At 60.2% G+C, this 17,908-nt stretch carries 15 protein-coding genes; 4 read left to right on the top strand and 11 right to left on the bottom strand.

Annotated elements, in window-relative coordinates; all coding sequences use genetic code 11:
- Window positions 1-111 precede the first annotated feature (111 nt).
- On the top strand, window positions 112-3,294 hold the full coding sequence (uvrB, locus tag ACLBKR_RS08710) for an excinuclease ABC subunit UvrB (protein ID WP_414901424.1): 3,183 nt from the start codon (window positions 112-114) through the stop codon (window positions 3,292-3,294).
- A 14-nt stretch (window positions 3,295-3,308) separates the two neighbouring features.
- Here the strand turns inward: uvrB and ACLBKR_RS08715 are convergent, their stop codons facing one another.
- The 4 genes from ACLBKR_RS08715 to ACLBKR_RS08730 all read right to left on the bottom strand — a co-directional run bounded on the left by ACLBKR_RS08715 (window position 3,309) and on the right by ACLBKR_RS08730 (window position 5,887).
- Complete coding sequence (locus tag ACLBKR_RS08715) at window positions 3,309-3,884, bottom strand: hypothetical protein (RefSeq protein ID WP_414901426.1); 576 nt, start codon at window positions 3,882-3,884, stop codon at window positions 3,309-3,311.
- A 19-nt stretch (window positions 3,885-3,903) separates the two neighbouring features.
- Window positions 3,904-4,947, bottom strand: coding sequence for a DUF262 domain-containing protein (locus ACLBKR_RS08720; protein WP_414901427.1), 1,044 nt, complete (start codon window positions 4,945-4,947; stop codon window positions 3,904-3,906).
- 298 nt (window positions 4,948-5,245) lie between these two features.
- Window positions 5,246-5,557 carry a putative quinol monooxygenase gene (locus ACLBKR_RS08725; protein ID WP_414901429.1) on the bottom strand — a complete coding sequence of 104 codons (312 nt, stop codon included), beginning with the start codon at window positions 5,555-5,557 and terminating at the stop codon, window positions 5,246-5,248.
- Between the two features lie 99 nt (window positions 5,558-5,656).
- Window positions 5,657-5,887, bottom strand: a complete 231-nt coding sequence (locus ACLBKR_RS08730) for a hypothetical protein (RefSeq protein WP_414901431.1) — start codon at window positions 5,885-5,887, stop codon at window positions 5,657-5,659.
- 739 nt (window positions 5,888-6,626) lie between these two features.
- Here ACLBKR_RS08730 and ACLBKR_RS08735 point away from each other — a divergent pair.
- On the top strand, window positions 6,627-7,238 hold the full coding sequence (locus ACLBKR_RS08735; protein WP_414901432.1) for a hypothetical protein: 612 nt from the start codon (window positions 6,627-6,629) through the stop codon (window positions 7,236-7,238).
- A gap of 54 nt (window positions 7,239-7,292) precedes the next feature.
- On the opposite strand, the gene ACLBKR_RS08740 is transcribed toward ACLBKR_RS08735, so the two are convergent.
- Complete coding sequence (locus tag ACLBKR_RS08740; protein ID WP_414901434.1) at window positions 7,293-7,898, bottom strand: J domain-containing protein; 606 nt, start codon at window positions 7,896-7,898, stop codon at window positions 7,293-7,295.
- Between the two features lie 386 nt (window positions 7,899-8,284).
- Between ACLBKR_RS08740 and ACLBKR_RS08745 the strand changes: the two genes are divergently transcribed.
- Entirely contained in the window at window positions 8,285-8,497 is a 213-nt protein-coding gene (locus tag ACLBKR_RS08745) for a cold-shock protein (protein WP_112831377.1), read from the top strand.
- Window positions 8,498-8,579: 82 nt separating this feature from the next.
- Here the strand turns inward: ACLBKR_RS08745 and dusA are convergent, their stop codons facing one another.
- From dusA to ACLBKR_RS08775, 6 genes are all read right to left on the bottom strand, one after another.
- Window positions 8,580-9,596: a tRNA dihydrouridine(20/20a) synthase DusA gene (dusA, locus tag ACLBKR_RS08750; RefSeq protein WP_414901437.1), complete on the bottom strand. Its 1,017-nt coding sequence runs from the start codon at window positions 9,594-9,596 to the stop codon at window positions 8,580-8,582.
- A 218-nt stretch (window positions 9,597-9,814) separates the two neighbouring features.
- On the bottom strand, window positions 9,815-10,717 hold the full coding sequence (locus ACLBKR_RS08755; protein ID WP_414901439.1) for a DUF5677 domain-containing protein: 903 nt from the start codon (window positions 10,715-10,717) through the stop codon (window positions 9,815-9,817).
- A gap of 510 nt (window positions 10,718-11,227) precedes the next feature.
- Window positions 11,228-13,366, bottom strand: a complete 2,139-nt coding sequence (locus ACLBKR_RS08760; protein ID WP_414901759.1) for a copper-transporting P-type ATPase — start codon at window positions 13,364-13,366, stop codon at window positions 11,228-11,230.
- A 103-nt stretch (window positions 13,367-13,469) separates the two neighbouring features.
- Window positions 13,470-14,924, bottom strand: coding sequence for a multicopper oxidase domain-containing protein (locus ACLBKR_RS08765; RefSeq protein ID WP_113438588.1), 1,455 nt, complete (start codon window positions 14,922-14,924; stop codon window positions 13,470-13,472).
- A 647-nt stretch (window positions 14,925-15,571) separates the two neighbouring features.
- A complete protein-coding gene (locus ACLBKR_RS08770) occupies window positions 15,572-16,009 on the bottom strand; it encodes a DUF1489 family protein (protein ID WP_112831388.1) in 438 nt (145 codons plus the stop codon).
- 89 nt (window positions 16,010-16,098) lie between these two features.
- Window positions 16,099-17,022 carry an AraC family transcriptional regulator gene (locus tag ACLBKR_RS08775; RefSeq protein ID WP_113448584.1) on the bottom strand — a complete coding sequence of 308 codons (924 nt, stop codon included), beginning with the start codon at window positions 17,020-17,022 and terminating at the stop codon, window positions 16,099-16,101.
- Between the two features lie 98 nt (window positions 17,023-17,120).
- Between ACLBKR_RS08775 and ACLBKR_RS08780 the strand changes: the two genes are divergently transcribed.
- Complete coding sequence (locus ACLBKR_RS08780) at window positions 17,121-17,864, top strand: SDR family oxidoreductase (RefSeq protein WP_112831374.1); 744 nt, start codon at window positions 17,121-17,123, stop codon at window positions 17,862-17,864.
- Window positions 17,865-17,908 lie beyond the last annotated feature (44 nt).

Raw genomic sequence — 17,908 nt, forward strand, 5'->3', positions numbered from 1 at the left:
GCTTCCTCCTGCCAGCGTCGTGTCAGTTACCCGACTGGCCGTTGCTTTTTTGTTCCGGTTTTTCGGCCGCGCCCCCTTTCCTTTGGGGAACGGATTCTCCATATTCGCGGCATGGCCAGATCACCGAAGAATTCCCCGTCCCCTTCCGGTTTTGAAGAGGCGCCGCAGGCGTCGTTCGAGGGCGCTCCGCTTTCCGGCAGCGTTTCCGACTGGGTAAAGCAGCTCGAGGCCGAGGCGGAAGCCTCGACCGTGGAAAGCCAGCGCGAGATTGCCTCCAAGGCGGGCAAGCACCGCAAGAAGATCGAGATCGAGGCGCGCAAGCACGCCGAGAAAGTGGCGCTGGAGAAAACCCAGAAGACCGCCAGGAACACCACCGCGACGAAAACCTCCCGCGGCGTCTCCATCGGCGCCTCCTCCGATCCGAAGACCCGCGCCGCCGCCGGCCTCAATCCGGTTGCGGGCCTCGACGTTTCGCTGGAAGAGGCAGGCGCTTTGGCCAAGGGCGGCGTCACGGCCACCGTCGATGCGCTGGCAAAGCTGATCGAAAGCGGCAATCCGCTGTTCAAGCACGGCGAGATCTGGACGCCTCACCGTCCCGCGCGCCCGGAAAAGTCGGAAGGCGGAATCGCCATCCGCATGGTCTCTGACTACGCGCCGGCCGGCGACCAGCCGACGGCCATTCGCGACCTCGTCTCCGGCATCAAGGACGGCGAGCGTTCCCAGGTTCTGCTCGGCGTCACCGGCTCGGGCAAGACCTTCACCATGGCCAAGGTGATTGAGGAGACCCAGCGGCCTGCGGTGATCCTCGCACCCAACAAGACGCTGGCGGCCCAGCTCTATTCGGAGTTCAAGAACTTCTTCCCCGACAACGCGGTCGAATATTTCGTCTCCTACTACGACTACTACCAGCCCGAGGCCTATGTGCCGCGCTCGGACACCTATATCGAGAAGGAATCGTCGATCAACGAGCAGATCGACCGGATGCGCCACGCCGCCACCCGGGCCATCCTCGAGCGCGACGACTGCATCATCGTCGCCTCGGTCTCCTGCATCTACGGTATCGGCTCGGTCGAAACCTATACCGCCATGACCTTCCAGATGACCGTCGGCGACCGGCTCGACCAGCGCCAGCTTCTCGCCGACCTCGTGGCCCAGCAGTACAAGCGGCAGGACATCAATTTCACCCGCGGTTCCTTCCGGGTGCGCGGCGATACCATCGAGATCTTCCCGGCCCACCTTGAGGATGCCGCCTGGCGCATCTCGATGTTCGGCGACGAGATCGAGACCATCACCGAGTTCGACCCGCTGACCGGCAAGAAGACCGGCGACATGAAGTCGGTGAAGATCTACGCCAACTCCCACTACGTCACCCCCCGCCCGACGCTGAACGGCGCGATCAAGGCGATCAAGGACGAGCTGAAGCAGCGCCTCGCCGAGCTGGAAAAGGCCGGCCGCCTGCTGGAGGCCCAGCGCCTCGAACAGCGCACCCGCTATGACGTCGAAATGCTCGAGGCCACCGGCTCCTGCGCCGGCATCGAGAACTATTCGCGCTATCTCACCGGCCGCAAGCCGGGCGAGCCGCCGCCGACGCTGTTCGAATATATCCCCGATAACGCCCTGATCTTCATCGACGAATCCCACGTCACCATCCCGCAGATCGGCGGCATGTATCGCGGCGACTTCCGCCGCAAGGCGACGCTGGCCGAATACGGCTTCCGCCTGCCGTCGTGCATGGACAACCGCCCGCTGCGCTTCGAGGAATGGGACGCGATGCGCCCGCAGACGGTTGCCGTCTCCGCCACCCCCGGCGGCTGGGAAATGGAACAGGCCGGCGGCGTCTTCGCCGAACAGGTCATCCGCCCGACCGGCCTGATCGACCCGCCGGTCGAGGTCCGTTCGGCCAAGACCCAGGTCGACGACGTGCTCGGCGAGATCCGCGAGACGGCCCAGAAGGGCTACCGTACCCTCGTCACCGTGCTCACCAAGCGCATGGCCGAAGACCTCACCGAATACCTGCATGAACAGGGTGTCCGCGTCCGCTACATGCACTCGGACATCGATACGCTGGAGCGCATCGAGATCATCCGAGACCTGCGTCTCGGCGCCTTCGACGTGCTTGTTGGTATCAACCTGCTGCGCGAAGGTCTCGACATTCCCGAATGCGGCTTCGTCGCCATCCTCGATGCCGACAAGGAAGGCTTCCTGCGTTCGGAAACCTCGCTCATTCAGACCATCGGCCGCGCCGCGCGAAACGTCGACGGCAAGGTCATCCTCTATGCCGACCAGATCACCGGCTCGATGAAGCGGGCGATGGACGAGACCGCCCGTCGCCGCGAAAAGCAGATGGCCTACAATCTCGAACACGGCATCACGCCGGAATCGGTCAAGGCGAAGATTTCCGACATCCTCGACAGCGTCTACGAACGCGACCATGTCCGCGCCGACATCTCCGGCGTCGCCGGCAAGGGCTTTGCCGATGGCGGCCATCTGGTGGGCGCCAACCTGCAGGCCCATCTCAACGCGCTGGAAAAGCAGATGCGCGATGCCGCCGCCGACCTCGACTTCGAAAAGGCCGCCCGCCTGCGCGACGAGATCAAGCGCCTCAAGGCCGTCGAACTCGCAGCCATGGACGATCCCCTGTCGCGGGAGGAAGCCCAGGCCCAGGAAAAGGGCACCGGAAAGCCCAGGGGCAGCGCCTCCACTGGCTCCCTCGAAGCCGGCGATCCTGCACCGGATGACGCGACGGATGCCGCAAACGCGACGACCTTCCTCCCCCCTGTGGGGAGGGTTGGGGAGGCGAAACCCGACGAACCCCGCATCTCCCTCTCCGGCCGCTCGAAAACCGGCAGGCCGGAAGGCCGGGGCTCGTCCTACTTCGAAAAGCCCTCGCTCGACGACATGGGCCCCGGCACCGACATGGCCATCCCCGCCGGCAAATCGCTGTTCCGGAAGAGTGAGGAGCGGTCCGCGCAGCGGAGCAATCGATCCGGTGAATCGATTGCAGAGACGAACGCCCGGAGCCCAAGCGACGGGCCTAAGCGCTCCTTGTTTAGAAAGAATACTCTCGACGAAATGACAGTCGGCCGCACCGAAAAACCGGTCACCGGCAGGATTCCGGAGAAGCCGGCAGGCACGACCAGCTCCCTCTCCCATGTGGGGAGGGTTGGGGAAGGGAAACCCGACGACCCCCGCCCCATCATCCGCGCCAAGGCCGGCGTCGGCTCCTACGAGGACGAAGGCGACCAGAAACGCAAGAGCAGGACGAAGGGGAAGACGGGACGGCCGGGACGATGACAGCTTCTTGCTGCTCAGCTAGCGTCTGCAATCTGCTTCAGGCAGCTGCCAATTTGAGCGACTTGATGATCGAAATAAGTAACAGAAATTGTCATTTTATTTCTTAAATAGTAACCTGGAGAGGTAGACGATCTGGGAAGATTAGCGAAGTTCAAAACTTTCTTCTTAAAACTCGCCTTGCTCTCAGAACTGCGGTGTGCGATGTGATTTCTCACCGCATACGCCTGTCGAATCGACGCTTTTTGAACCTCCGTTAAGCTAACAAAAGGCCATCCATTTTTTAAATACACCTTGGCGATCTTTTCCATTTGCTCAACAGGCAGAAGTTGAAAGTATCGATTATTTCCTAGAAGCAGCCTTTCCGCCAACGCTCTATTTTGAGGGGCAAATATACTCCTAATTCTACCTTTTGAATCGTGTGCCATTATTAGATTCGTCTTCATCAACTCGACAAGCTCATTTTCAAAAGCAACGAATATGTTGAAGAACGACAATTCGTAGATTGCCTCAAGCTCAGTAACAGGGAGAACACCATCGGCTTGGAACTGGAGCTGCCGCGCGAGGAGCTTTCTCGCGCGCTTAACTTTCACCTGGAAGTTTTTTACGTGATCAGATGGCTGCATGCTGAAACAGAAAATCGGAAACAGACTTCTGGTTGCTTAGACGGTTAAAGCGACTTGCAAGTGCCACACTTACATTCTCCGGCAAATTGTTTCTGTTTTGAATTCGCTCTCCCACGTTGATAATCGCGCGAGCGCGCGCCTTGCTCAAGGGAATATCGGCATCCTCAAGCCTACGGACGAGATGAAACAGTTGCAGAAACATCGAAGAATTTGAATAAACGCTGGTGGCGACGTTTTCACCAAAGTTCGACTCGATTGAATGCATCACTGAGTGGAAGCGCTTTTCAACTTCGTCCTGCCGAGGAAAATCGTCATCATAATTCTTATAGTATTTTTCAATATTAGCTTGAGTTCTTTCGAAAAGACCATCGATCAGCGTTATCAGAAGGCTGCTGGTGAACTCAACTTCCTTCATTCTCGCTATTTCAATCTCCGAAAAAAGCTTCCACTCACGCCAACGGTTTAGATTCGAATGAGCCAGATCATAGCTAGCAATCTTGAAAGCTCCAAAGTATTCTGCGTTTCTCAACTCTTGATCATTGAGCTTCGATCCAGTCGAATTCATCCTAGCGAAAATGCTTAAGACCTCAGAATCGCTTGTATCGGTAGGGAGGACATGAACACTGAATTGATAAGATAGTATTCTTTTCTTTTGATGTGCATTTAAATCGGCGAAAAATTTACCGGATAGGTCGGTGTTGTGCTTTTTTTGTACAGTAAAATAGTCCCGCTCTCCCCGATCACTAAGGCAGTCAACGTCTACGTACGCGAGAAGGGTTCTCAATCTCTGCTGACCATCGACTACCTCCCTCACAGTCGAGAGGGTCTCGACGTCCGTGCGCTCTCGCAGGAATATGATCGGAACTGGTAAACCTCGGTAGACGGTATCGATGAAATAAGACTTCTGAGCCTTAGTCCATACGCTGCGCCTTTGAAAGCTGGGACTTAGTTCTAGCGCGGCTGCTTTTTGCCAACTCAGAAAATCAGCAAACGAAAATGTAGTGTGCTTGATGTCCCATTCTCTAATCATGTATCGCCTGTCTATCTTAGTGCATTCCGGTGGAACCGCCGGAGGCTAGCTGGTTATGGGATCATGGACAAGGATCTAGCGCTCAAACAAATCTTAGAATGTTGAAGGCAGAGGGTCCTGACATGTCATGTTAAGAGGATTCGAGAACGGCCTCAGTCAATGCGCATAACCCGGTCACACCTATCACCTACCCAATCGGAGGGACGTGCCTCAGAGGCACACCCACAAGCCGCCCACACCGTCGCGAACATCCAGACGACGGAACAAACAAAACGGCGGGAGCCCGAGCTACCCCCCTTCAATCAAACCGCTCGTCGATATGCTCGACGGTGTCGGAGACCATCGAGTCGATCACGACATGCGACAGCAGCGAGGGGCCGACGGCCCAGAGTGCCCGCATATGGTCCGTGTCCTCGTGGCGGCGATGCGCGGCTTCGCTGGTGAAGGCCTCCGCGAGAAGGATGCGGTCGGGGTGGCCCGGCATCGGTACGAGTTCGATATAATGGCAATCGGGGTCGAGGCGGCTCTTTTCCAGATGGTCCCGCGCCGCCTCCAGATAGGCCTCGCGTTTTCCCGGCTTCGTTTCGAAGAATCCGACAATCAGCTTCATGCTCTCCTCCTTCGCTCTGGCTGCAAGCGTGATCCCGATGGCGGCGGCTGGCAAGGGCAGCAATCTGCCGGTTCGATGAACGATGTCGGAGAGGAAGGCCTACCCCTTCACCACCCACTTCCCCAGCACGAACACCGCCACCCCAAGCCCGAAGAGCGGCCCGAGCACGCCGAAAAGCTCCGGGTCCTGCCAGGGCATAGGGATGCGGACATCGCGGCAGCCGGTCGTGTTCATGCCGCAGCCGAAGGCGGCAACCCAGTACCATCCCGCAATGGCGGCGGCCATGATGGCAAGACCCAGCGTCATCAGCCCGATCCTCAAGATGCGCATGCCATTTTCCTCCTGTGCCGCCTGCCCCGTTTTCGGCGCAGGCCGCCGGTCGCAAACCATGTTGCGGGTGGGATTGCTCCGAAGAACTAGCCTGTAATAACGGCAAGCGGCATAAATCGGGCGTCGGTGCGAACAGGCGCATCCTCCTTGGCCGTAACCGCGATCCCCGCTTTCCCGCAAAATCCCCGCCCTTATCTCCCGTGCCTACAATCCATCCGTTCCGTCGCGGATACACCGGGTGTGCGTGCCCGGCGAGGCGGAACCGGCGCTGAAAGGTTCGGGCGATCGCAGGCCCGGTCTTTCGGGGTCCGTGCAAACTGGTCTCCCTCCGGCGACGTGGGGACATGGGAAGGCCTCGGACGGCTGAACCCCATGTCGGCCCTGACGGCGCGCCGGACGCGCCTGCAAGGCGTCAGAGACCGGCGGTATCGGGTGGTCCCGGGCGTCCGGCGGTGAAAGCCGCAGCCCGACGGACGGAAACTCCTGGGAACCGCCGGAGCAGAGGGACCGACCGCGCGGATAAAAACCGCCGAACGGGGCGCCGGAAGGTGTCACATCTTTTTACTTTACGAGGCAGCTTCCAGCGCCCCGTCCGCATCCCCTTCGCCGAAAGGCCGAAAAGGGGAACCGAAATGAGGAGAACCACGGCGGGAGACCGCGCGTGAAGGTTTTGGCGCGTCCGGATGACGGACGGCCCTCCCCCCATCCGCAAGCCGGATCGACGCGAAGGAGCAAGGACATGACCGGGAATTCCGAAAACACCACCCCGGACGCCATCGCGCCCGACAATGCCGCCGAACCCGATCCGGTTCGTGACTGCATCGCCCTGATGACCGCTGACGCCCTCGGTATCTCCCGTATCTGCCTGCGGCGCGCCTGCCGCCGGCAGCGGCATTGCGGGGTCTGGTTGCCGGATTATGATGAGACCGATTGCGCCGCCTTGCTTACGGAACAGCAGCGCGCCCTTTACGATGCCTTGCGCGTCGAAGCCGAGGTCGTCATCAGACTGCTGATCGCCCACAGCCCCCTGCCGCCGCCCTCGCCCGATCCGGCTCAACGCTGGCTGCAGGAGGGGACGATGCGCATCGTCTTCGACACGCTCACCCGTTTCCACATCGAGCGCCCCCTGCTGCGGTTCCTGGCCAGGGACTGGCTGCGCCAGGAGCCCGCTTTGCTGCAGGGCGACATGCTGGAGCGTTTCGAGGCGCTGATGCGGATCGCCCGCGCTGAACCCGATCGGCCCGCGACGGAGGCCCCGTCCTGTCCCGATGAAACGATAGCCGCGAACACGCAACCGCCCGCCGGAGAATGCGTCGCGCCGCCCGGCCCGCCGTCAGCGGATGCATCGTGAAAACATCGGGATGGCGCGAGAGGCGCGCCGTTCTCCCCTCGCCCGCAATCGCGCCTATTCGGCGGCCTTGGGCAGAGGTTCCGGCTCCAGCTCGTAGGAATAGCCCTCGAGCATGGTATAGGCCCGCTCGATCGCCTCGATCTGCGTCTCGGCGGTGCGGATGGCGTCGGTGATGGATTGCGTGCGCGCCTTCAGCATGGAGCCGAGCACATCCGCCTCCGGCCGGCGGCCGATACGGTCGAGATGCTGGCGCACCCGGGCGCGATGGCGTTCCAGCTCGAGAATATGGAAGCGCGTCTTCAGGATGTCGTCGGTGAGCTTGCGGCGGAGCCCCGCCACGGGGTCGAAACTGCCGGGCTCGCGCTCGTCGAGGATCATGTCGTTGACCAGCGTTTCCAGCATCATCAGGCCCTTGAGATCGGCGGTATCGGCAAGCTGCGGGTCGTAGCCGGTGTCGTCATAGACCTTGCGCCGCACCGGGTCCTTGAGCAGTTCGTAGGACGCCGTCACCCTGGCGAAACGGTCGACATCGCCGCCGCCGTCGGGATGCTCGGTCTTGGCGATCTTGCGATAGGCGGCCTTGATCGCCGCGTCGTTCGCGTCGCGGGAAAGCCCGAGCAGCTGGTAGGGATCGATCACGGTGGCACCTGTCTTCGGCATTGCTAAATTTGCCCCCGCGCCTTCCTAGCCCGAAGGCGGGCGCTCATCAACCCCGAAGGCTCCTCGTCCGGCCCGTTCCTCCCCTCAAATGTCAATGGATTCAGTCGTTTGACCAAATGCAAACACGCAATGGCCCTGTTTTCGCCCTTGCCTTTTCGGTGGAAAACCCTTAATTCTCGCGTCGTTCGGGCATTAATGATCCCGGAGACTGGACCGATTGTAGTGACCGTGTCATGCGGTCTTTGGGGGCTTTCTCCCGCTGGTAGACGTTCTTTCCCCGTTATCGCGACTTCCGACTGGCCCTTTCGCGAAAGGGCATAAACGCCCTCGCTTCCGGTCCGCCGAAAGCGAGGATAGACAAAACTAAGGGACAAGGAACTTCTCCCATGGCCACCAAAGGCACTGTAAAATTCTTCAATCAGGACAAGGGCTTCGGCTTCATCACTCCGGATGGCGGCGCTAAGGACGTATTCGTCCACATCTCCGCTCTCCAGGCTTCCGGCATCCAGTCGATCAAGGACGGCCAGCAGGTCACCTTCGACACCGAGCCGGACCGCATGGGCAAGGGCCCGAAGGCCGTCAACATCCAGCTCGCCTGATTTGCGGGTTGCTTCCGGCTCAACCGGAAGCCTGAGATGAGACATGAAACGGTGTCCTTCGGGGCGCCGTTCGCATTTCCGGCTACTCGGCGGCCACCTGAACCTTCGGCCCGCCGGCGATGTCGACTGAAGCAAAAGCGGCCGCAATGACCTCCGGTCCGGCGCTCGCCCTCGTCGCATCGGTGGAAAGGATCTGCCGGTAGCGTCGCGCGCCTGCAAAGCCCTGGAACAGCCCGACCATGTGCCGCGTGACATGGGAAAGCCGTCCGCCATCCGCCATTACCCGTTCGGCATAGGCCATCATTGCGTCACGCACCGCGTGCCAATCCGGCTCCTGTGCCGGTTCGCCATAAATCTTCTCGTCCACGCCGGTCAGCATCGTGGCATTATGATAGCTGGCGCGTCCAAGCATCACCCCGTCCATCACCTCAAGATGCCGGGAGGCTGCCTCGAGGCTGTCGATACCGCCGTTGATGCCGAGGAAGACGTTGGGGTTTTCCCGCTTCATCCGGTAGACCAGCTCGTAGTCGAGCGGCGGGATTTCCCGGTTCTCCTTCGGGGAGAGCCCCTTCAGCCAGGCCTTGCGGGCATGGATCCAGATCGCATCCGCGCCGGCCCCGATCATCCGGGCGAGGAAATCCGGTAGAACCTCGGTCGGCTCCTGATCGTCCACCCCGATCCGGCATTTGACGGTGACCGGCACCGTCGCCACCTTTTTCATCGCGGCAGCGCAGCCCTCGACCACCTCGGGTGTCTGCATGAGACAAGCCCCGAACGTCCCCGACTGCACGCGGTCCGAGGGACAGCCGACATTGAGGTTGAACTCGTCATAGCCGTAGTCGGCCGCAATCCGCACGGCCTCGGAAAGCTTCGCCGGATCAGAACCGCCGAGTTGCAGCGCTACAGGATGCTCCTCGGGTGAAAAGCCGAGCAACCGGTCGCGGTGCCCGTGAATGATCGCATCCGCGACGACCATCTCGGTATAGAGCAACGCCCGCCCCGTCAGTTGCCGATGGAAATAGCGGCAGTGACGATCCGTCCAGTCGATCATGGGTGCAACCGCGAAGACTTTTCCGCGATTAAGATATTGATTTTTCATATTTTTCCAAAGTTGCACAAAACGCTATCTGCGTGTGCCGTAGGACATTTTGGAACACTCTCTATCACGATCAACCATTTGAATCCATTGAAAGCCCTTCTCAAGTCATTTCCCAACTGCACACGGATCTGCACAGATAAAGCAGGGGTGGATGCACATGAAAAACGAAATAATTCTAGGAAAAATCCGGCAGGCCGGTACTGCATACACCGAGGGTATCACCTTCGATTGAATGCCCTTTTCTTGCTTCTAGGAAGGTTTCGGCTTGGACCTGGTGAAAATTTTGAATCCGATCCCCGCCTCACCGCCTCGGTGTCGGGAAACATTTCGACCATTTTATCGACTGCGGCACCGAGGATCGCTGTACAGAATTCCAGAACCATCCCTAGCGCATCTCGATCGAAGCCATTTTCTAACCCGGTGCCGCGACCATTTGGCTCCATGCGATAGAATGTGAATGACAGCACATGAGTATATTGTGAAAGGTAATTCCAGAAAAAATCGTAGTCGGCTTGATCTAGACCTACAGCTTCAATCACCTCCTTTTGTGGCGTGATCATTATAAACTTGCCCGCTAACAGATCCTTCTTCAGCTTCGCATCTAGCGCCAAGAAATATGGAATTTCATTAAGCCTTGAAATAATTTCGTCAGCTTGTCCTTTGAGGCCATCAATTTCCTCGGAAGGCAATATATGCGGTAGGATCTTTATGCGCTTCAAGCAGTCGTATAGGTGCATTACGTTTATGAACGCGCGCTGTGTATCGATATCTGATGGTGCATCAGCCAGATATCTAAAAAGCAGATAGCCTTCTAATATTGAGCGCGCATGAGCGGCGACAGAAGAAACGTCCCAAGTCTCGAAGTCTTTTCTCACCCATCTGGAAATCGGTAGAGCACACATCATTGCCCGGGCGTGCGCACATATCCGTGTAAATACATGCGTACTGTAACCGACGGCGGGCATTTCCAGTCTTTGGGCGGCTGCCTGGCTAACAGCAATAGCCTCACAAACCACAGCGTCAAATTTTCGAAGCCTTTCACGGTAGTCGTCCCGCGATAACGTCCCACTCGCGTGATCCGCTGCGTCTTTCTCATTTTGCATAAAGCGCCCCAGCATCATCGTCTAATCTGTTAGAGATTATTCAACCATCTGGATGGCTGCACCAAATTTACACACGATTATACAAGCAAATAAAAAACCAATAAAAATCAATAACTTAAAAATCGTCTGTCCAGTCGATCATCGGCGCGACGGCAAAAACGGGAGCCTTGAAATAATTGCCACTTTCTTTTTTCTCAGGCGCCTGCAATCGTCTTTTCTCCGTTCGGTTCTCGCTCGCTCCGCGCCCGGTCCGTCGATTGCGGCGCGGTACCCGTGACAATCTCCCGACTGGAATCGTCATGGGCCAAATCAGGATGCGGTCAGGTTTGCTATCGCCGCGCCCAAGCCAAGGATGGCTGCATCGGCCGGATGCCACGCACACGGGGTTATGCGGCACGGCGTCACTTACCATGAGACGGGAACTTTTGATAGGCGGCTGCCAGCCCTGCGTGATCTCCAATACCGGCAAAGCGACACACGGCGTTGTTTTCCGGCCTGGGCACGCAGACCGGGCCCAGGCTGGAGCTTTCAGATCCGCACCCTCTTCAGGCGAAGCGCGTTGCCGATGACACTGACGGACGACAAAGCCATCGCTGCCGCGGCAATGATCGGCGACAGCAATACCCCGAAGGACGGATAGAGCAGTCCGGCGGCTATGGGAACGCCTGCGGCGTTGTAGACAAAGGCGAAGAACAGGTTCTGGCGGATATTCGCCATTGTGGCGCGGCTGAGTTGGCGAGCCCGGACGATACCCATCAGGTCTCCTTTCAGAAGCGTGATGCCGGCGCTCTCCATGGCGACGTCCGTCCCCGTTCCCATGGCGATCCCGACGTCAGCGGCCGCAAGAGCCGGGGCATCGTTCACGCCATCGCCCGCCATGGCGACGATCCGGCCTTCCTGCCTCAGGCGCGACACGATCTTGCTCTTGTCTTCCGGCAGGATTTCCGCCTCGACCTCGGCGATCCCGAGGCTGCGGGCGACGGCGACCGCCGTCGTCCTGTTGTCCCCCGTCAGCATGACGATGCGGATACCCTCGTCCGCCAGGGTTCTCAAGGCCTCCGGCGTCGTCGATTTAATGGGGTCCGCGATCGCGAACAGGCCTTCGATCCTTAGATCGGCAGCCATGAAGATGACCGTCGCGCCGTCGTCCCGCAGGTCTTCGGCGACAGATGCGAAGGTCGACACATCGATATCGTGTTCCTCCATGATCCTGTGGCTTCCGAGAACGATCCTTCGTCCCTCGACAAGTCCTGTCACGCCCTTGCCGACGGGGCTGTCGAAGTCTTCCGCGTCGCCGAGCGTCAATCCCCTCTCACGGGCGGCATTCACGATCGCGAGCGCCAGCGGGTGCTCGCTGGATCTTTCCAGCATGGCAGCGGTCCGCAGCACCTCCGTCTCGGACAATCCCGCAGCAGGAACGACCTTTGTCAGCCGGGGACGGCCCTCCGTGAGGGTGCCAGTCTTGTCCAGCACCAGGGTATCGACCTTCTCGCATCTTTCCAGCGCCTCGGCGTTCTTGATGAGCACGCCAAGGCTCGCGCCCCTTCCAACGCCGACCATGATCGACATCGGCGTCGCCAGTCCCAAAGCACAGGGGCAGGCAATGATGAGGACCGCGACTGCCGCGACGAGCCCGTGCGCGAAGCGCGGTTCCGGGCCCAGCGCAGACCAGACGAAGAACGATGCAAGAGCAACAAGGATGACGACCGGAACGAACCAGCCGGAAACCTGGTCAGCGAGACGCTGGATCGGCGCACGCGACCTTTGGGCGTCAGCCACCATCTTCACGATCTGGGAAAGCATGGTGTCGGCGCCGACATGAGCGGCTTCCATGACGAAGCCACCAGTCTGGTTCATGGTGCCGCCGATCAACCTCGATCCGGGTTCTTTTGTCACCGGCATGGATTCGCCCGTAATCATGGACTCGTCGACTGAGCTGCGTCCTTCCTTCAGCACTCCATCGACCGGCACTTTTTCACCGGGTCGAACGCGCAGCATGTCGCCGACCGCGACCGATTCGAGTGCCACGTCCTCATCGGCTCCGTCCGAGCGAACGCGTCGCGCGATCTTCGGTGCGAGATCGAGAAGCGCGCGAATGGCGCCCCCGGTCTGCTCGCGTGCGCGCAGTTCGAGAACCTGCCCCAGCAGAACGAGCACCGTGATGACGGCGGCAGCCTCGAAATAGACAGAAACCGATCCGTCGGACCCACGGAAAGTCGCTGGAAAGACGCCAGGCAGAACGGTTGCCGCGACACTGAAAATCCAGGCCACGCCCACGCCCATGGCGATGAGCGTGAACATGTTGAGATGGCGACTCACGAGCGAACGCCAGCCCCGTTCGAAAAACGGCCAGCCAGCCCACAATACGACAGGCGTCGCAAGTGCGAGCTGGATCCAGTTGGACGTCTGCGGCATCAGCACGCTGTGGAGATTGGCAAGATGTCCGCCCATCTCCAACGCCACCACCGGCAGGCTCAGGATCAACCCGATCCAGAACCGCCTGCTCATATCGGCATATTCTTCGCTGCCGTGCTCGCCGGTGGTGGGCATTTCGGGCTCGAGCGTCATTCCGCAGATGGGGCAGTTTCCGGGCTCGTTCTGCCGGATCTGCGGATGCATGGGGCATGTGTAGACCGTCCCCTTCGGCAATTTCCCGTGGGTTGTCATCGAAGGGGGCCGCGGGCCGGAGGCATGCGCGTGACGGTGGGGGTTCTCCCCGCCTTTATGGTCAGGCTGATGAATGTCTCGGTCTTCGCTCATACCAGCCTCCTCAGCCCGCCTTGCCATAGTCGACGAAAGTCATCATCCCGGCAGCCATGTGATAAAGATGGTGGCAGTGCAGCGGCCAGCGTCCCGGATTATTGGCATCGAACTCAATCGCAACCTGCGCCATGGGCGGGAGCATCACCGTATCCCGAACGGCGCCGTTGATGGCCATACCGTCGATTGCGGTCACCTGGAAATGATGACCATGGAGATGCATAGGATGGGCCATCATCGACATGTTGCGCATCGATATACGGACCCGCTGTCCTTCGACGATATCGAGCGGTCCTGAAGCATCGATCCCCCATGTGTAGGCTGCCATGTCGCCACCCAGCGTCAGATCGAAGTGCCGATCGGCCCGACGCACCGGAAGGGGCGAAAGGCTCTGCAGCCTCTGCTCCAGCGACAGGTCGAGAACCGGTCCCTTGTCGGCTCCCGACGTTTCGAGCTTTCCGACACGGGAACCCGCGGTTGCCAGAACAATGCCGGTCCTATCGACTGCCCCCTCGCGAAGCGCAAGAACCGGAAAGGCTCCTCCCTCTGCCGGCATGTTCAGTCGGATATCGGCTCTCTGGCCCATTGACAGAGGAAACCGCCGCGCGCGGACCGGCGCGACGTCCTGCCCGTCGACCGCAATGAGTTCACCTTCCAGCGGCCCGGTATCGATCGTGAACCCGGTCGCCGTCGCGCCATTGATGATGCGCAGCCTGACGCGCCCACCGCGCTCGACCCTGACGATCTCCGGATCGTCAAGGGTTCGGTCATTCGCCAGATAGGCGTCGTATTCGATATCGTTGAGATCCATGCCTGGCATGGACATCATTGGCATGCCGGAAGCCGTTCCACCGCCCATCTGGTGACCACCATGCATCATCATCATCGACGCCATGCCGCCATCGTCCGAGGGCATGGCGTGGGCGCCCCCGCCCGACTGGAGTTCGGACAGCAGCTCTTCAGGCGATCTGAAGGAAAAGTCGTGGAGAAGAACCACGACCTCCTGCTCGTCGCGAGCCCGGTCCTCGGCCGTGCGGACGATCAGGGGAGCCGCAAGCAGGTTCTGCTCCTGTAGTGTATGTGCATGCATCCAGTGGGTGCCGCCCTTGCCCGCCGGAAAATCGTAAGCCCGCGTTTCCTCCGGTTGCAGCAGCGCGGCCGGATTGCCGGGAACGCCGTCCATCGCCCAAGGCGGCGTCAGACCATGCCAATGGATCAGGGTCTCTTCATTCGTCTCGTTGCGCAAAAGAATGTTGAACGAGCTGTCGGCGTCTAAAACCAGTCCGGCCGCGCCGGTATTACCGGTCAGCCCGAAGACGGTTGCCGCCTTGCCTTTGACCTCCAGTATCCGCTTGCCGATAACCAGATCGCTGGGTCTCGAGCTTGCTGTCGCCAGCGCACTCCCCAAGGGTGACAAAGCCACAGAACCCATGGCGAGCGTTTTCAGAAATTCTCTCCGATACATGATATCTCTCTCGATCCCGGTCGCCGGAACGACCGTGCTGTTGACAGGAAATGTCCGCGCAATGCGCGTGCTGTCAGGCAGCGGATCGAGGAGGGTGTCGTCCCGGAGCGGGAGATTGGCCAGCCAGGCGGATCGTCGGTCCCAAGGCACCGGTCGTGCGATCGAAGATCGCGAGAACCGTGGCGATCGGATGCATCGGGGGAGCGCAGAGGCCGCACGCGCCTCGACAGCAGTCTCCGCGGGCCGCATCATGGTCCACGGCTCCATTGTCGGACGCGTGACGGTGAACGCCCGCCATCTCATCCGGTCCAGCGCAGAAATGCGAGGTGGCATGGGATTGCGCGGCAGAGAAAACGACGGCCATCGCCAGCGCGACCGCCACCGCTTTCAACCACCTCTGAAACCTGCAGGCCGCGCCCATTGACGTCTCTCGCTAACGACGATGCCACCATAGGCACCTTCCAGTTGGCCCGGATTGATTTCGGTCAACCGGGGCATAGACGATACAATGCACCTTCCTATCGTGGGAAGGTCAAGAGGCCTTTGAACCGGGTGCATGTCGAACTTCGAACCGGCAGTATCCGAAAATACGGGATCGCGCTTACAAACCAGTGACAATCGAATAAAAACAAGGAAGGACGAAAAAATCAGAGAAGGCCGAGTTCGGCGAGTTCCCGCTTCAGGTCTTCCGGCATCTCCTCGATATTGGCGCCGGATGCGCCGAGGTCGCGGGGGGCGGCGTCGGCTTCCAGATAGCGCCAGCCCTGGAACGGACGGCGAGGTGCTGGCGTCACCTCGATCACCTCCGGTCCGAGGATCAGTTCACAGCGCGAAATTCCATCGCCGCCGGTAAAGGTCTTGATGTCGAGAAGCTTCTGGCGCGCCGCCACCTGCCCCTTGATGATCCAGTAGAGCGAACCGCCGTCCAGCAACTCCTCAACGCGCTTCGGTACCATGCGCGTCACATGGCTGGAATGGGGCTCGAGACCCGCCGCAACCGCAATGAGCGCCCTCTCGGCCACCCAGTCACGAAGATCCTGAAGGGAGTCGGCGCCAACGCAGAGCTTGATGAGGTTGAGTGTCATGCCTGCGGTGATAATCCGATGACCGCCCACGTCAAGGGGCAGATGCAGAAGCAGACGGTGTCTCGTTCCGAAATGGGCGTAGGGATCATCTAAACAAGCGCGGCTTCGCTCCGCATTCCCGCACGCGTGGTAAAGCTGCCGGGCGGCAGGCCGACATGGCGGCGGAAGGCAGTGCTGAAGGTGCTGGCCGAGCTATAGCCGACCCGTCTCGCGACCTCGCCGAGCGCCACTTTTTCGCTGCGCAGCAGGTTCTTTGCGACGGTCATCCGCCATGCCAGCAGATATTCCATCGGCCGTAAGCCAATCATGCGGCTGAAACGGTCGAAGAAGGCCGAGCGGGACATGCCAGCCTGCCGGGCGAGGTCCGGCACCGTCCAAGCCCGTTCGATATCGCCATGCATACCGCGCAACGCGGCTGCTATCCGGGGATCGGCAAGACCGCGCAGGAGACCCGGCTGCGCTTCCTCAGTCGGCGCCGCCCGAAGCGCCTCGATCAGCAGGATTTCGACGAGCCTCTGGAGAATGAGGTCGCGGCCTATGTCTTCGCGTGCCGCCTCCTCGCCGAGCAGACACACCAGTTGCGTCAGCCGCCGCACCCCGCGGATGCGGATCATGCGCGGCAGAAGGGAGACGAACAGCCCGGCATCTTGCGCATCGAAGGAGAACCAGCCGCCGAACTGCCTGACATCGGGAGGCCCATCCTGCCGGCCGTGTCGGATTTCCCTATCTGGTGGCAGCACCGTTTTCGGATCGATGTGCAATGGCTGCGCAGGGTCGAGGCTGGACATCGTGAAGGATGGCGTAGCCGGTAGAAGCACGAAGTCGCCCTCCTCAAGGGTGACTGGCTGTTCTCCGCTGACGGCCAGACGGCATCGCCCCTCGATAACGGCGCAAAATCCCGGCTGACCGAAATCGGCGTAGCGCACCGCCCAGCGCCCCGCGCCGCTGATCCCTTTGGAGAACACGGCGCGTGGGCGGAGAAGCTGGATAACCTCGGTTAGTGGATCGGCCATATCGGACTTTTGCAAATGAAATACGGACTATTGATCGAAGATAGTCCTGATTATGTCGGGTACAAAGGTCTCGTCAACAGCGAAACCAGGAGACCATCATGAAGACCGTACTGATTACCGGCTGCTCGTCAGGCTATGGATTGGAAACCGCCCGTTACTTCCATGAAAAGGGCTGGAGTGTCATCGCCACCATGCGTGAGCCCCGCGAAGGCCTGCTGCCGACGTCAGAACGCCTCCGCCTGCTGCCGCTGGACGTAACTGACCCCGAGAGCATCTCGGCAGCCATTGAGAAGGCGGGGCCGATCGACGTTCTGGTGAACAATGCCGGGATCGGCGTCGTCGGCGCCTTCGAAGCCACGCCGATGGCCCATGTCCGCAAGGTCTTCGAGACCAACACCTTCGGCGTTATGGCCATGACACAGGCCGTCATCCCGCAGATGCGCGAGCGCCGGTCCGGCGTTATCGTCAACGTCACCTCGAGCGTGACCCTTGCGGCAATGCCGCTGGCTGCGGCCTATACAGCCAGCAAGCAGGCGATCGAAGGATTCACCGGGTCGCTGGCGCATGAACTGGCCGCCTTCGATATCCGCGCGAAGCTGGTGGAGCCGGGCTATGCGCCGACCACGCGGTTTGCGGCAAACACCGACATTCCTGTCATGGACCTGATCCCGGAATCCTATGCCGAATTCGCCGGACCGATCTTTGCCGGTTTCGCCAATCCGCCGCTGACGACAAGGGAAAGCGACGTAGCCGAGGCGATCTGGATGGCTGCCAACGACACTTCGGACAGGCTGCGTTATCCGGCAGGCGCTGACGCCGTGGCTCTGGCGAAGGTCGCCTGATCCTTGGGCAATCCTGCCCTTTCAGCCTCCGGCGGGCGCCGCTG

The sequence above is a fragment of the Paenirhizobium cremeum genome (assembly GCF_047553425.1).
GTDB classification, from domain to species: domain Bacteria; phylum Pseudomonadota; class Alphaproteobacteria; order Rhizobiales; family Rhizobiaceae; genus Allorhizobium; species Allorhizobium cremeum.

Excerpts from the sequence above, each read along its gene's own strand:
- uvrB (WP_414901424.1), top strand. The coding sequence starts at position 112 with ATGGCCAGATCACCGAAGAATTCCCCGTCCCCTTCCGGTTTTGAAGAG.
- ACLBKR_RS08720 (WP_414901427.1), bottom strand. The coding sequence starts at position 4,947 with ATGATTAGAGAATGGGACATCAAGCACACTACATTTTCGTTTGCTGAT.
- ACLBKR_RS08725 (WP_414901429.1), bottom strand. The coding sequence starts at position 5,557 with ATGAAGCTGATTGTCGGATTCTTCGAAACGAAGCCGGGAAAACGCGAG.
- ACLBKR_RS08730 (WP_414901431.1), bottom strand. The coding sequence starts at position 5,887 with ATGCGCATCTTGAGGATCGGGCTGATGACGCTGGGTCTTGCCATCATG.
- ACLBKR_RS08735 (WP_414901432.1), top strand. The coding sequence starts at position 6,627 with ATGACCGGGAATTCCGAAAACACCACCCCGGACGCCATCGCGCCCGAC.
- ACLBKR_RS08740 (WP_414901434.1), bottom strand. The coding sequence starts at position 7,898 with ATGCCGAAGACAGGTGCCACCGTGATCGATCCCTACCAGCTGCTCGGG.
- ACLBKR_RS08745 (WP_112831377.1), top strand. The coding sequence starts at position 8,285 with ATGGCCACCAAAGGCACTGTAAAATTCTTCAATCAGGACAAGGGCTTC.
- dusA (WP_414901437.1), bottom strand. The coding sequence starts at position 9,596 with ATGAAAAATCAATATCTTAATCGCGGAAAAGTCTTCGCGGTTGCACCC.
- ACLBKR_RS08755 (WP_414901439.1), bottom strand. The coding sequence starts at position 10,717 with ATGATGCTGGGGCGCTTTATGCAAAATGAGAAAGACGCAGCGGATCAC.
- ACLBKR_RS08760 (WP_414901759.1), bottom strand. The coding sequence starts at position 13,366 with ATGACAACCCACGGGAAATTGCCGAAGGGGACGGTCTACACATGCCCC.
- ACLBKR_RS08765 (WP_113438588.1), bottom strand. The coding sequence starts at position 14,924 with ATGTATCGGAGAGAATTTCTGAAAACGCTCGCCATGGGTTCTGTGGCT.
- ACLBKR_RS08770 (WP_112831388.1), bottom strand. The coding sequence starts at position 16,009 with ATGACACTCAACCTCATCAAGCTCTGCGTTGGCGCCGACTCCCTTCAG.
- ACLBKR_RS08775 (WP_113448584.1), bottom strand. The coding sequence starts at position 17,022 with ATGGCCGATCCACTAACCGAGGTTATCCAGCTTCTCCGCCCACGCGCC.
- ACLBKR_RS08780 (WP_112831374.1), top strand. The coding sequence starts at position 17,121 with ATGAAGACCGTACTGATTACCGGCTGCTCGTCAGGCTATGGATTGGAA.